This is a genomic window from Streptomyces niveiscabiei (genome assembly GCF_033794345.1).
Taxonomy (GTDB): domain Bacteria; phylum Actinomycetota; class Actinomycetes; order Streptomycetales; family Streptomycetaceae; genus Streptomyces; species Streptomyces niveiscabiei.
The window spans coordinates 246,773-260,299 of the sequence record NZ_JARAYJ010000001.1 but is presented as its reverse complement, the minus strand read 5'-3'; the positions used below and the strand labels follow the sequence as shown (position 1 = coordinate 260,299).

The following is a 13,527-nucleotide window of genomic DNA, read 5'->3' as shown; positions in this document are numbered from 1 at the left end:
GATGGCGCCTGCCGGGGGGTCCGTTCGGGTGAACGATGCAGACCGATCTACTTTTATCGGCTTATGCCTGAAATGCTGTTACGGATGTCGCGGTGCCGTAACCGGATACCCCGTTTCCCCGGCCTCTGACATCCTCGGCGGTATGCGTGTACTGGTGATCGGGGCGACGGGGACGATCGGGCGGGCCGTGTCGGAGGCGCTGGCGGCGAGACACGAGGTGCTGCGGGCGTCACGCGGCGGCCCCCTGCGGGCGGACCTCGCGGCCCCGGCGACCCTGTCCCGGCTCTTCGAGGAGGCGGGCCCCCTCGACGCGGTCGTCTGCTGCGCCGCGAGCGGCCCCCTGATCCCCCTCCTGGACCTCCCCGCCTTCCCCGACGCCGCCTTCACCACCGCCCTCCACGGCAAACTCCTCGGCCAGATCGCCCTCACCCGCCGCGCGGCTGCGCACCTGCGCGACGGCGGCTCCATCACCCTCACGTCCGGCACCTTCCCCGCCCCCCTCCCCGACGGCTCCCTCGGCGCCCTCGTCAACTCCGGCCTGGAAGGCTTCGTCACCAACGCGGCACACGAACTCCCGCGCGGGGTACGGCTGAACGCGGTCAGCCCGGGATGGGTCGCCGAGACGCTACGACAACTCGGCGACGAGACGACCCCCGGAACGCCGGTCGCCGAAGTGGCCCAGGCGTACGTGGAGTCGACCGAAGGCGACGTGACGGGGCGGGTGTTGCGGGTATGACCACCGAGGCTTTCCGACGGGGGGCGGCGTGAACGAGGCGGAGGCACACGTCCGGGCCTTCTTCGCCGGGCACACGGTGGAAGCGACGGACCTGGACGTCCGTGTCCTCACCGTGTCTCCCGGCCCCCGCGCGGACAGCTGGTCCTACGTGACGGTGGGTTGCTCCGAGCGGGAACACGGCGGGCTGCGGCGGGAGTTCGTCATGGCGGGGCATGTCCGGGACGAGCGTTTCGTGGACCTGATGACGATGCTCGCCGTCTACCACGGCACCGGCCACCCCCTGGACGTCGGCCACTCCCTCCCCATCGGCGAACCCTGGCTCCCCGGCTCCCGCTGCGACCACCTCCTGATCAGCCTCCCCTACCTCCACGGCCCCGCCCTCGAACACGCTCCCGGCGGGACCCGCGTCCTCTGGGCCCTCCCGGTCACCTCCGAGGAGATCGCGTACCGCCGGGAGCACGGCACGGAGGCGTTGGAGCAACTCTTCGACGAACACGCCCTGTTGCCGACGGATCCGCACCGGGAGTCGGTGGTGTGAGGTGGTGCGGCTGGGGCTGGACGTGCTGTGTGGCGAGGTGGGTGGTGGAGGCGCCTGGTCCTTATGGCCCTTCCAGGGGCGGGGTGAGGCGGGCGAGTGTGCCGGATTCCAGGGCTGTCCAGAGGGAGCCGTCGGGGCCGAGGGTGATGCCGTGGGGTTCGGAGGACGGGGTGGGGAGGGGGTGGGACGTGATCCTGCCGTCGGGGGTGATGCGGCCGATCGCGTTTGCCGACCACTCCGTGAACCAGTACGCCCCGTCCGGGCCGGCGGTGATCGCGTGGGGGCGTGAGGTGGGGTCGGGGAGGGGGAACTCCCTGATCTCGCCGGTGAGTTCGATGCGGCCGACCTGGCCCGCGCCGATCTCCACGAACCACAGCGCGTCGTCCGGGCCCGCCGTGATGCCGACCGGCCCGGCACCCGGCGTGGGCAGCGGGTAGACGGCCACCTCACCCTCGTACGACATGGCCCCGATCGCGTTCGCCTGGTTCAGCGTGAACCAGAGACGGCCGTCACCGCCCGCGGCGATCCCCGACGGGAACGCCCCGGCGTCGGGGAGCGGGAACTCGGTCACCGCCCCCTCGGGGGTGATCCGGGCGATGCGGCCGGCGTTGGCCTCCGTGCACCACAGCGCGCCGTCCGCGCCGGCGACGATGCCGAAGGGGCCCGCGTCCGGGGTGGGGAGCGGGAAGGACGTCACCTCACCGGCGACGGTGATCCGGCCGACCCGGTGTCCCCGGAACTCCGTGAACCACAGCGTGCCGTCCGGCCCCGGCGTGATGACGGTCGGGCCGGTGTCGGGGGAGTCGAGGGGGTACGTGGCGATGTCGCCGCCGGGGGTGAGCCGGCCGATGTGGCCGCTGTGGACCATCGTGAACCAGAGCGCACCGTCGGGGCCGAGGGCGATGCCGTAAGGGCCCGACTTGGGGTCGGGGACGGGGAATTCGGTGATGTCGAGGGGCATGTGGGGTGATCGTAGGGGGAGTTGAGGGCGGGCGCTCGGGGTTATACGCCCCCTCTGCGAACTCACCACCCGCAAGCTTTGCGAACCCCAGCCCGCGCACCCAGAGAACTCGCCGCCGCAAGCCCCGCCCGCGCGCCCCGCGAACCCCCGGCCCCAAGCCCCGCGCCCCCCACCCCCCGAACCCCCTTGACCTCAACCGGAGTTGAGTTCCTAGCGTGCACCCCACCGACGACCAGGGAGATGTACGGCGATGATCCTCGTGACCGGTGCGACCGGGAACATCGGGCGGGCGCTGCTCAAGGAGTTGCGCGGTATGCGGGTGAGGGGCCTCACCCGGGACGCGGCACGCGCGGGGTTTCCCGGAGCGGTGGAGGGCGATCTTGCCCACCCTGAATCCCTCAAGTACGCCCTGGACGGGGTTCGTTCACTCTTCCTCCTGCAAGGGCTCGGCCCCGAGGAGGACATCCTCGGCCGGGCGAAGAAGGCCGGCGTCGAGCACGTCGTCCTCGTCTCCTCGATCACCGTGGAGACGCACCCCCACCTCCCCGCGGCGAAACGCAACTGCGCGGTGGAGGAGGCACTCCGGGGCAGCGGCATGGAGTGGACGATCCTGCGCCCCACCCAGTTCGCGTCGAACACCCTCTGGTGGGCGCCGGCGATCCGCGAACACGGCGAGGTCCGCGCCCCGTACGCCGACACGGGCCTGCCCACGATCCACCCGGCGGACATCGCGGCGGTTGCGCACCGCGCCCTGACGACCCCGGCCCACCGCAACCGCACGTACGCCCTCACGGGCCCGGCCCGGGTGACCGTCCGGGAACAGGTCGAGACCCTCGCCACCACCCTCGGTAGAGACCTCACCCTCACCGAACTCACCCGCGCCGAGGCCCACGACGACATGACGGCGTACCTGGACCCGGAGACGGCGGACGCGGTCCTGGACCTGACCGGCGGGGACGTGAACGACGGCCTCCTGAGGGTCCGCACGACGGTCCCGGAGATCACCGGCGCCCCGGGGCGGACGTACCGGCAGTGGGCGGCGGAGAACACCGACGCGTTCAGGTGAGGGCGAGGGCGGTGACCAGCGAGGCGAACGCCGCGAGGATGACGCCGAGGCGGATGTGGTGGAGCCGGCCCCAGCGGTCGAGCTGCCGTTTCCAGTCGGCGGGTCGGTTCTCCGGCGTCCAGGTCTTGTTCCGGTTGTTGACCGGGACGAGCAGGAGAACCGACATGACGACGCTGACCAGCAGGAGCGTCCCGGCGGCGGCGACGAGCCCCGCGCGGTCGGCGGCGGCCCAGACGCCGACGAGGACCAGCGAACCGACGTACCAGACCGGCATGACGGCGCCGAGCATCCGCCCGCCGTGCGCGTGACCGAGCTGCCCGCTGTCCTCGGGCAGCGCGTCGAGGATCCGGTTCATGACGAAGGCGACGGAGAACTCGACACCCACCATGACGCCGACGACCACGGTGGTGACGATCTCGAGTGCGTTGAGCATGACGACCCTCTCGGAATCTAGTGCTGCTAGCTGTCAGGTCAACGCTAGACCTGCTGCCGCTCGATTGTCTAGCGGTGCTAGCATCGAGGCATGTCGGTACAGGAACGCAAACAGCGCGAGCGGGCGGAGCGCGAACGCCTCATCGTGGCGACGGCCCGCGAACTCGCCGAGCGGCAGGGCTGGGACGCGGTCACCACCCGCCGCCTCGCCGAGAGCATCGAGTACAGCCAGCCGGTCCTCTACAGCCACTTCCGCGGCAAACGCGAGATCATCGGCGCCGTCGCGCTCCAGGGCGCCACGGAGCTGGCGGCGGCGATCCGCGCCGCGACGGCCGCGGCGGACGGCCCGCGCGCCCGCGTGCACGCCCTGGCCCGTGCCTACCTGGACTTCGCGGAGCGCAACCCCGCGGTGTACGACGCGATCTTCCAGCTGGACGGCGGCCTGCCGTACGCCCGCGAGGACACCCCGGAACCCCTCAAGGACGCCTTCGCCGCACTCCTGGAGTCCCTGGGCGAGGTCGCCGGGACCGGCGTCGCCGAGGGCCTGTTCACCGAGACGTTCTGGGCGGCCCTGCACGGCGTCGCGACCCTGACCCGCTCGGGCCGGCTGCCCCCGGAGCACACCGGGGCGCGCCTGGCCCTCCTGGCGGACCGCCTGGCCCTGACATGACGGCGGTCACCGCACCCGGGCATGACCAACCAGCCCCCATGTACTAGAGTTATCTCGACATCGAGATATCTGCCGAGGCGTACCGTAGCCGCCCCCCTCTAGTAAGGGTTACCTAACTTAGCCCTACCTTAGCGGATCGGCCAAGTAGGCATGGCGGCAGGATGCGGTGGTACGCGCACATCAATGAAGGAGACTGTCGTGTCGGCGAACAGCTTCGACGCCCGCGCCACGCTCAGCGTGGGCGACGAGTCGTACGAGATCTTCCGGCTGGACAAGGTGGAAGGCTCGGCTCGCCTTCCGTACAGCCTGAAGGTCCTGCTGGAGAACCTGCTCCGCACGGAGGACGGCGCGAACATCACCGCCGACCACATCCGCGCGCTCGGCAACTGGGACTCGCAGGCCCAGCCCAGCCAGGAGATCCAGTTCACCCCGGCCCGGGTGATCATGCAGGACTTCACCGGCGTCCCCTGTGTCGTCGACCTCGCCACCATGCGTGAGGCCGTCGAGGCGCTCGGCGGCGACCCGGCGAAGATCAACCCGCTCTCCCCGGCCGAGATGGTCATCGACCACTCCGTCATCGCCGACAAGTTCGGCACCAACGACGCGTTCAAGCAGAACGTCGACCTGGAGTACGGCCGCAACAAGGAGCGCTACCAGTTCCTGCGCTGGGGCCAGACCGCGTTCGACGACTTCAAGGTCGTCCCGCCGGGCACCGGCATCGTCCACCAGGTCAACATCGAGCACCTGGCCCGCACGGTGATGGTCCGTAACGGCCAGGCGTACCCGGACACCCTCGTCGGCACCGACTCGCACACCACGATGGTCAACGGCCTCGGTGTGCTCGGCTGGGGCGTCGGCGGCATCGAGGCCGAGGCCGCGATGCTGGGCCAGCCGGTCTCGATGCTCATCCCGCGCGTCGTCGGCTTCAAGCTGACCGGCGAGCTGCCCACCGGCACCACCGCGACCGACCTGGTCCTCACGATCACCGAGATGCTGCGCAAGCACGGCGTCGTCGGCAAGTTCGTCGAGTTCTACGGCGAGGGCGTGGCCGCCACGAGCCTCGCCAACCGCGCCACCATCGGCAACATGTCGCCGGAGTTCGGCTCGACCGCCGCGATCTTCCCCGTAGATGCCGAGACGATCAACTACCTGAAGCTGACCGGCCGTTCGGCCCAGCAGCTCGCGCTCGTCGAGGCGTACGCCAAGGAGCAGGGCCTCTGGCTGGACCCGCAGGCCGAGCCCGACTTCTCCGAGAAGCTGGAGCTGGACCTCTCGACGGTCGTCCCCTCGATCGCCGGCCCGAAGCGCCCGCAGGACCGCATCGTCCTCGCGAACGCCGCCCAGCAGTTCGCCTCCGACGTCCGCAACTACGTCGACACCGCCGACGAGGCGGGCAAGGAGTCCTTCCCGGCCTCCGACTCCCCGGCCGCCACCAACGGCGTCCCGTCCAACCCGGTCACCGTGACCGCCCCCGACGGCTCGACGTACGAGATCGACCACGGCGCCGTCACCGTCGCCGCGATCACCTCCTGCACCAACACCTCGAACCCGTACGTCATGGTCGCCGCCGCGCTCGTCGCGAAGAAGGCCGTGGAGAAGGGCCTGACCCGCAAGCCGTGGGTCAAGACCACGCTCGCGCCGGGCTCGAAGGTCGTCACCGACTACTTCGACAAGGCCGGTCTGACGCCGTACCTCGACAAGGTCGGCTTCAACCTGGTCGGTTACGGCTGCACCACCTGCATCGGCAACTCCGGCCCGCTGCCGGAGGAGGTCTCCAAGGCCGTCAACGACCATGACCTCGCGGTCACTTCGGTCCTCTCCGGCAACCGGAACTTCGAGGGCCGCATCAACCCCGACGTCAAGATGAACTACCTCGCCTCCCCGCCGCTGGTCGTCGCGTACGCCATCGCCGGCTCGATGAAGGTGGACATCACCAAGGACGTCCTCGGCACCGACCAGGACGGCAAGCCGGTCTACCTGGCCGACATCTGGCCGTCCGAGGCCGAGGTCAACGACGTCGTCGCCAACGCGATCGGCGAGGACATGTTCTCCAAGTCCTACTCCGACGTCTTCGCCGGCGACCTCCAGTGGCAGTCGCTGCCCGTCCCGACCGGCAACACCTTCGAGTGGGACCCGCAGTCGACGTACGTCCGCAAGCCCCCGTACTTCGAGGGCATGACGATGGAGACCACGCCGGTCGCCGACATCACCGGCGCCCGCGTCCTCGCCAAGCTGGGCGACTCGGTCACCACCGACCACATCTCCCCGGCCGGCGCCATCAAGGCCGACACCCCGGCCGGCAAGTACCTCACGGAGCACGGCGTCGAGCGCCGCGACTTCAACTCCTACGGCTCCCGCCGAGGCAACCACGAGGTCATGATCCGCGGCACGTTCGCCAACATCCGCCTGCGCAACCAGATCGCGCCGGGCACCGAGGGCGGCTACACCCGCGACTTCACCCAGGCGGACGCGCCGGTGTCGTTCATCTACGACGCCTCGCAGAACTACCAGGCCGCCGGCATCCCGCTGGTCATCCTGGGCGGCAAGGAGTACGGCTCCGGCTCGTCCCGCGACTGGGCCGCCAAGGGCACCGCGCTCCTCGGCGTCAAGGCCGTCATCACCGAGTCGTACGAGCGCATCCACCGCTCGAACCTCATCGGCATGGGCGTCCTCCCGCTCCAGTTCCCGGCCGGCCAGAACGCCGAGTCCCTCGGCCTCACCGGCGAGGAGACCTTCTCCATCACCGGCGTCACCGAGCTGAACAACGGCACGACGCCGAGCACGGTCAAGGTCACCACCGACACCGGCGTGGAGTTCGACGCGGTCGTCCGCATCGACACCCCCGGCGAGGCGGACTACTACCGCAACGGCGGCATCATGCAGTACGTGCTGCGCAGCCTGATCCGCAAGTAAGGCTCGCCGCAAGGCGGTTGCTTGAGGGCCGTGTCCCCGGACGCCGGGGGCGCGGCCCTTCGCCGTACCCGCCGGTAATTGTCTTCATCCCCGTTTACATAACCGCCCGGTGGCGCTACCTTCCGCACAGATGGGGTGGGAGCGCTCCCACCCGTGGACCGGAACCCACCAGGGCCGCCCCCACCCCATACCCGCACAGCCGTACAGAAAGGACGGCTCCCCATCATGTCCCCCACCTCGAAGCATGGCATGATCACGACAAATTTATCGAGGTACCTCCGCACCCGCCCCCTCCTCCTCGTCCTCTTCTCGCTCCTCGCCGTCGTCCCCGCCCTCGGCCTGATCGTCTCGACCGGCGGCAAGGCGGAAGCGCACGGCACCCCGATGAAACCCGGCAGCCGGACGTTCCTGTGCTGGCAGGACGGCCTGACGAACACGGGTGAGATCAAGCCCGTCAACCCGGCGTGCAAGAACGCCCAACAGGTCAGCGGCACGACGCCGTTCTACAACTGGTTCTCGGTGCTGCGCTCGGACGGCGCCGGCAGAACCCGCGGCTTCGTCCCCGACGGCCAGCTCTGTAGCGGCGGCAACACGAACTTCACCGGCTTCAACGCGCCCCGCAACGACTGGCCGCTCACCCACCTGACGTCCGGCGCGACGATGGACTTCTCGTACAACGCCTGGGCCGCGCACCCGGGCTGGTTCTACGTGTACGTCACGAAGGACGGCTTCGACCCCACGAAGACCCTCACGTGGGACGACATGGAGGCGACGCCCTTCCTGAGCGTCGACCACCCGCCGCTGCACGGCTCACCGGGCACGGTCGAGGCCAACTACTCCTGGACCGGGCAGCTTCCGGCGAACAAGTCCGGCCGCCACATCATCTACGTGGTCTGGCAGCGCTCGGACAGCGCGGAGACCTTCTACTCCTGCTCCGACGTCGTCTTCGACGGCGGCAACGGCGAGGTGACCGGTATCCACGAGCCGGGCAACCCGAACGAGCCCGTCCCCGGCACCTGCACCGCCACCCGCCGTACGACCGGCAGTTGGGCGAACGGCTACCAGTCCGAGGTCACCGTCACCAACTCCGGCGACGTCCCGATGCTCGGCTGGATGGTCAACTGGACGCTCGCCGCAGGGCAGAAGGTCGACAGCCTCTGGAACGGCGCGGCCACCTACACCGGCCAGGACGTGATGGTCCACAACGCCGGCTGGAACGGCTCGCTCAGTCCGGGGCAGAGCGCGACCTTCGGGTACGTCGTCACCGGGGCCGGCGGGGACAGTACGGCGTCCCTGCCCTGTCGGGTCGGCTGAGGCCGACCGACCGTCCGACGGCTGGGCCGCTCTGAGCGGACCCGGTGGCATCGAGCCGTGTGCCACCGGGTCCGCGAGCCGGACGGCCCCAGGGGGGGGAGGGGGCCGTCCGGGGTGGTCCCCCGGCGTCCGGACGACGACACGGAGCTGGGGGAGCGCGGGTGACAACGCCGTCGGCGGATAACGTTGTCGGAAGGTCTGTACTTGTACTTTACAGCCTCAACTGCCGTGGCAGTCAAATGAGTTGACGTGTGAGGGGCCGGGCGACGGTGTGTCGGCCGACCCCGGGGGCGTTATTCGGACGCCTGGTTCCTGCGGCGTGCGGCGAAGTAGGTGACCGCCAGGACGCCGGCGATCCCGACGCCGATGATCGACCAAGTCGCCCCGGACATACCGCCCTTGTCCTCCTTCTCGGCGGCCACCGGGGAGGCGGAGGGGGCCGGCTTCGACTCGGGCGCCGGGGTGGTCGCCGGGGCGGTCGGTGTGGGGGTGGGCTGGGGCAGCGCCGCCGCCTTCAACTTCAGTACCGGTGCCGGGTTTCCGCTGTGGGAGTGGCCGGCCTCCTCCTCCGCCTTGCCGGGCTCCTCCAGCTCGATCCAGCGGTCGATCTTGCCGTCGCCGTAGGTCTGGAGCGTCTTGAAGACGAGCTGCTCCGCGTCCGGCAACTGCTTGACGGTGACGGAGACTTCGGCGTCCTCGCCGGTCGGCAGGGGAGCGCCCGTCACCGCGAAGCCGTCCGAAGTCGCCGTCAGGGTCCAGCTCTTGGGGCCGCTCACGTAGGTCACGTCGGCGGGGGCGATGCCCTTCGGGAGGACGACCCGGACTTCCTTGATGCCGGCCGTCGCCGACTCGGACTCGGCGGACCAGGTCAACTCCACGTTCCGGGCGAGGGCCTGGGGGTTGTCGGCGCTCACTTCCACGTGGGCGGCGGCGGATTGGGCGGTGAGGAGGACGAGGGCGGTGGCGGCGAGGGTGGTGAGAGTTTTCTTGAGCATGGTTCGTCGTCTCCAGGCAGGGGTGTAGCGCGGAGCGGCTCAAGGGCCGTCCGTGGAAGGTCAGTTGGGGTGGGCTGACGTGGCTGCTGGAGGGCCTCTTCGGACAACGACGTGCGCGAGTGTCACGCCACCGGCGCATCGAGGGAGGGGGGTGATGCGGGGTGGAAAGACTTGTGCGTTGGGGGAGGCGGGGGTGAATCCCGTCAGTGCCTTGAGAGCGGCGGTGCGGTTCCGGATGCCTTGGGCGAGCCGCCAGATGACGCGGTCCGCGCGTTGGAGCAGGGCGGCGACGAGGAGGGCGGCGAGGGCGTGGGCGGCGGTCATGGTCCAGGAAGCGTGCGCTTCCGGGGCGTGGTGGGAGTGTGCGCCCGTGTGATGGCTCGCCGCGAGCCACTGGTGCAATCCACCTTGTGCGAGGGCGCAGGCGAGTGTCATCACGGGCAGCGAGCGGGGGCGGCGGGCGCCTAGCAGTCCGAGCACGAACAACACGCCCGCACCGACCAACACGCGCTGCCAGTGGGGAGGTTCCTCGGCGACGAGGTGGTGAGCAGTTGACCCCAAGGCGGCGCCAACCGCAGCAAACACACCGGCACGAGCCACAGGTACCGGCGCGTCAGCGCCGTACTTGAGGGGCGCGGGGCTGTATCTGTTTGCAGCTCCGCTGCGGGGCGCGACCAGCCACAACAAAGCCGCACTCGCCCCACAACCCCAGCCCGTTCCACTCATGGTCCGCCCATCATGAAGCACCAGCTCCCCGGACGGATACGAATCACCCCGTCACCCTGCTCAATCCACCCCCTCGAACACCCCCGCCAACCACTCCAGCTGCAACGCGACATGCACCGCGTCCCCACCCTCATGCCCGTTGTACGCGTACGTATGAATCTCCCGCCGAGGCTGCGAACCCCCCACCTCCCCATACCGGTTGAACGCGGCGAACGCCCCGCTCGGCGGACACACCCGGTCCCGCAGCCCCGTCCCGAAGTGCGCGTGGGCCCGAGCCCGCCGGGCGAACGAAACCCCCTCCACATAGGCCAGCGTCCGATACGCGGCCTCCTCGACGCCCCGATGCACGGCCAGATACGCGGCGATCTCCCCATAGGGCCCGGCGTCGGTGAGGTCCAACGCCCGCCGAATCCCGCACAACAACGGCGCGGTCACCAGCGCGGCGACAAGGTCGGGCACCAACCCGGCAACGGCCAGGGCGAGCCCCCCGCCCTGACTGTTCCCGACGACGGCGACCCGGGACGCGTCGACGCCCGGCAACGTCCGCACCGCTTCGACGGCCCGCACCGCGTCGGTGATGAGCCGCCGGTAGTGGTACTGATACGGATCGAGCAGCCCTCGTACGACAACTCCCGGCCCCCCGGCGACAGTTGGTCCAAGATCGAGGGTCCCGCCCCCGCCGCTCCCGTAACTGTCCCCCTGGGCCCGGTTGTCCATGAGCAAGTGCGCGTACCCGGCGTTGACCCAGGTGAGCCGTTCGTGGGACAGCCCCCGCCCGCGCCCGTACCCGGCGTACTCGACGACGGTCGGCAGCGCGTCCGGCACTCCGGCGGGCCGGCTGTACCAGGCCCGCACGGGATGGCCGCCGAACCCGGGGAAGGTGACGTCCCACGTCTCCGTCAGCTTGAGGCCGTTGCTGACCGGCTCGGTCCGCACGCGCAACGGCACCTCGGCGGCGGCCTTGAGCGTCTCGTGCCAGAACGAGTCGAAGTCGGCCGGCTCGTCCAGCGGTGGCCGGAACGACTCCAGCTCGATCAGCGGCAGATCGAACGTACCCACGGCGACACCTCGCAGGATTCGGTAACGGAATGGAAACTTGCGGAGCTGGGCAGGGTCGGACCTCCCTGTTCTACCCCTCTGGCGACGCTTCCAACGCACCACGCCTTCCTGAGGAATCTCCTGCATGACCCATTGACAGCGGTTTCTACGTGCCCATAAGTTGCCGCGAAGTTACCGGTAAGAGCTCGAAAGTTTCGGTTCCGCGTCCCTGCTCCGGGAGGCCCGAGCATGAGCACCTCCACCACGTCGGCGCCCCCGCCGGGCACCCAGGACCCGCCACCCCCGAAGTCCCCGGGTGGCCCGAAGTACCCGTCCGCGCGCCGCAGTTGGCGTCGGGCGTTGCGGCGCGACTGGCAGCTGTACTCGCTGGTGATCCTGCCGCTGCTGTTCTTCCTGGTCTTCCGCTATCTGCCGATGATCGGGAACGTCATCGCGTTCCGCCGGTTCGAGCCGGGCGGTTCGATCCTGGGCGAGCAGTGGGTGGGGCTGCGCTATGTGCGCATGTTCCTCAGCGACCCCACCTTCTGGCAGGTCTTCCGCAACACCCTGTGGCTGGGCCTGCTGACCCTCGTCTTCTGCTTCCCGATCCCGATCGTGCTGGCGCTGCTCCTCAACGAGGTCCGCCGCACCGCGCTGAAACGCTTCGTGCAATCGGTTTCGTATCTGCCGCACTTCCTGTCGATCGTGATCGTCGCCGGGATCACGATGCAGATGCTCGCCACCGACGGTCCGGTCAACCACGTCCTCGGCTGGCTCGGGCACGATCCGATCCGGTTCATCCAGGAACCCGAGTGGTTCCGGACGGTGTACGTCGGCTCCGAGATCTGGCAGACCGCCGGGTGGGGCACGATCCTCTACCTCGCCGCGCTCACCACCATCGACGACGACCTGTACGAGGCCGCCCGCATCGACGGCGCCAACCGCTGGCAGCAGATCTGGCACGTCACCCTGCCCGGCATCCGGCCCACCATGATCACGCTGCTGATCCTCAACATCGGCACGTTCATGGCCGTCGGCTTCGAGAAGATCCTGCTGCTCTACAACCCGCTGACCTATCCGACCGCCGACGTCGTCTCGACCTACCTCTACCGGGCCGGCGTCGAGTCCAACAGCTTCAGCTACGCGGCGGCGATCGGCCTGTTCGAGGCGGTCATCGGGCTCGTCCTCATCACCTCCGCGAACCAGCTCTCGCGCCGCACAGTGGGGACCAGCCTGTGGTGAGCAAGGTCAGGGTACGCACCTCGGTCAACCAGCCGACGCGCGGCTACCGCGTCTTCCAGGGCGTCAACGGCGTGATCCTCACCGGCGTCGTCGTCCTGACGCTGTACCCGTTCCTCAACATCGTCGCCCGCTCCTTCAGCGGCGAGCGCGAGATCCGCTCGGGCCAAGTCACCCTGTGGCCCAAGGGGTTCGACCTCACGACGTACCGCACCGTCATCAACGACTCGGTGTTCTGGCGCAGTTACGGCAACACCGTCCTCTACACGGTCGTGGCCACCGCCGTCGCCATGATTCTGACGACCTGTTACGCCTACGTCCTGTCCAAGAAGAACCTCAAGGGGCGTGGACTCCTCGTCGGTGTCGCCGTGTTCACGATGTTCTTCTCCGGCGGCCTCATCCCGAACTACGTCCTCGTCACCAGCCTCGGCCTGAAGAACTCGGTGTGGGCCATCGCCCTGCCCAACGCCATCAGCGTCTTCAACCTGCTGGTGATGAAGGCGTTCTTCGAGTCCCTGCCGAGCGAGCTGGAGGAGGCCGCCCAGATCGACGGGCTCAGTACGTACGGCATCCTGCTGCGCGTCGTGCTGCCGCTGTCCAAGGCGGTCGTCGCGACGATGATCCTGTTTTACTCGGTGTCCTTCTGGAACTCCTGGTTCCAGGCGTTCCTCTACATGGACCGGACCGACCTCATGCCGGTCACCGTCTATCTGCGCAACCTCATCGCGGGCGCCACCGGGGCCTCCAACGCCGGCGCCACCACCGAGCAGGGCACGCAGGTCGCGGCGTCCATCCAGGCCGTGACGATCGTGCTCACCTCGCTGCCGATCCTGTGCGTGTACCCGTTCGTCCAGCGCTACTTCGTCTCGGGCGTGATGCTCGGCGCGGTCAAGGGCTGA

At 69.4% G+C, this 13,527-nt stretch carries 12 protein-coding genes; 8 read left to right on the top strand and 4 right to left on the bottom strand.

Translation table 11 applies throughout. The features are described from left to right. Positions 1 to 142: 142 nt before the first annotated feature. Both PV682_RS01090 and PV682_RS01085 read left to right on the top strand, forming a co-directional pair. Entirely contained in the window at positions 143 to 736 is a 594-nt protein-coding gene (locus PV682_RS01090) for a short chain dehydrogenase (protein WP_319722976.1), read from the top strand. A gap of 28 nt (positions 737 to 764) precedes the next feature. Then, complete coding sequence (locus PV682_RS01085; protein ID WP_319722974.1) at positions 765 to 1,274, top strand: suppressor of fused domain protein; 510 nt, start codon at positions 765 to 767, stop codon at positions 1,272 to 1,274. 61 nt (positions 1,275 to 1,335) lie between these two features. Here PV682_RS01085 and PV682_RS01080 read toward each other — a convergent pair whose 3' ends face one another. Further along, positions 1,336 to 2,235 carry a Vgb family protein gene (locus PV682_RS01080; protein ID WP_319722972.1) on the bottom strand — a complete coding sequence of 300 codons (900 nt, stop codon included), beginning with the start codon at positions 2,233 to 2,235 and terminating at the stop codon, positions 1,336 to 1,338. Positions 2,236 to 2,485: 250 nt separating this feature from the next. Here PV682_RS01080 and PV682_RS01075 point away from each other — a divergent pair, with 250 nt between their 5' ends. Then, positions 2,486 to 3,301 carry an SDR family oxidoreductase gene (locus PV682_RS01075; protein WP_319722970.1) on the top strand — a complete coding sequence of 272 codons (816 nt, stop codon included), beginning with the start codon at positions 2,486 to 2,488 and terminating at the stop codon, positions 3,299 to 3,301. Here the strand turns inward: PV682_RS01075 and PV682_RS01070 are convergent. Continuing rightward, positions 3,294 to 3,734, bottom strand: coding sequence for a DUF1772 domain-containing protein (locus PV682_RS01070; protein WP_319722968.1), 441 nt, complete (start codon positions 3,732 to 3,734; stop codon positions 3,294 to 3,296). The two genes, PV682_RS01075 and PV682_RS01070, sit on opposite strands and share 8 nt — an antisense overlap. 90 nt (positions 3,735 to 3,824) lie before the next feature. Here PV682_RS01070 and PV682_RS01065 point away from each other — a divergent pair, with 90 nt between their 5' ends. From PV682_RS01065 to PV682_RS01055, 3 genes are all read left to right on the top strand, one after another. Next, on the top strand, positions 3,825 to 4,403 hold the full coding sequence (locus PV682_RS01065) for a TetR/AcrR family transcriptional regulator (protein WP_319722965.1): 579 nt from the start codon (positions 3,825 to 3,827) through the stop codon (positions 4,401 to 4,403). A 198-nt stretch (positions 4,404 to 4,601) separates the two neighbouring features. After that, entirely contained in the window at positions 4,602 to 7,316 is a 2,715-nt protein-coding gene (gene acnA / locus PV682_RS01060) for an aconitate hydratase AcnA (RefSeq protein ID WP_319722963.1), read from the top strand. Between the two features lie 225 nt (positions 7,317 to 7,541). Further along, positions 7,542 to 8,630 (top strand): lytic polysaccharide monooxygenase, encoded by a 1,089-nt coding sequence (locus PV682_RS01055; protein ID WP_407705573.1) that lies wholly within the window; start codon positions 7,542 to 7,544, stop codon positions 8,628 to 8,630. A 293-nt stretch (positions 8,631 to 8,923) separates the two neighbouring features. On the opposite strand, the gene PV682_RS01050 is transcribed toward PV682_RS01055, so the two are convergent. Both PV682_RS01050 and PV682_RS01045 read right to left on the bottom strand, forming a co-directional pair. Then, entirely contained in the window at positions 8,924 to 9,625 is a 702-nt protein-coding gene (locus PV682_RS01050; RefSeq protein WP_319722961.1) for a DUF1775 domain-containing protein, read from the bottom strand. 786 nt (positions 9,626 to 10,411) lie between these two features. Then, positions 10,412 to 11,410, bottom strand: coding sequence for an acetylxylan esterase (locus PV682_RS01045; protein ID WP_319722959.1), 999 nt, complete (start codon positions 11,408 to 11,410; stop codon positions 10,412 to 10,414). A 228-nt stretch (positions 11,411 to 11,638) separates the two neighbouring features. On the opposite strand from PV682_RS01045, the gene PV682_RS01040 reads away from it, so the two are divergent. Beyond that, the gene (locus tag PV682_RS01040; protein ID WP_319722957.1) at positions 11,639 to 12,631 is read left to right on the top strand and encodes an ABC transporter permease; all 993 of its coding nucleotides are present in this window, start codon (positions 11,639 to 11,641) and stop codon (positions 12,629 to 12,631) included. Continuing rightward, a complete protein-coding gene (locus PV682_RS01035; RefSeq protein WP_319722955.1) occupies positions 12,628 to 13,527 on the top strand; it encodes a carbohydrate ABC transporter permease in 900 nt (299 codons plus the stop codon). The genes PV682_RS01040 and PV682_RS01035 overlap by 4 nt, the downstream gene beginning before the upstream one ends.

Excerpts from the sequence above, each read along its gene's own strand:
- PV682_RS01055 (WP_407705573.1), top strand. The coding sequence starts at position 7,542 with ATGTCCCCCACCTCGAAGCATGGCATGATCACGACAAATTTATCGAGG.
- PV682_RS01050 (WP_319722961.1), bottom strand. The coding sequence starts at position 9,625 with ATGCTCAAGAAAACTCTCACCACCCTCGCCGCCACCGCCCTCGTCCTC.
- PV682_RS01080 (WP_319722972.1), bottom strand. The coding sequence starts at position 2,235 with ATGCCCCTCGACATCACCGAATTCCCCGTCCCCGACCCCAAGTCGGGC.
- PV682_RS01065 (WP_319722965.1), top strand. The coding sequence starts at position 3,825 with ATGTCGGTACAGGAACGCAAACAGCGCGAGCGGGCGGAGCGCGAACGC.
- PV682_RS01070 (WP_319722968.1), bottom strand. The coding sequence starts at position 3,734 with ATGCTCAACGCACTCGAGATCGTCACCACCGTGGTCGTCGGCGTCATG.
- PV682_RS01075 (WP_319722970.1), top strand. The coding sequence starts at position 2,486 with ATGATCCTCGTGACCGGTGCGACCGGGAACATCGGGCGGGCGCTGCTC.
- PV682_RS01090 (WP_319722976.1), top strand. The coding sequence starts at position 143 with ATGCGTGTACTGGTGATCGGGGCGACGGGGACGATCGGGCGGGCCGTG.
- PV682_RS01040 (WP_319722957.1), top strand. The coding sequence starts at position 11,639 with ATGAGCACCTCCACCACGTCGGCGCCCCCGCCGGGCACCCAGGACCCG.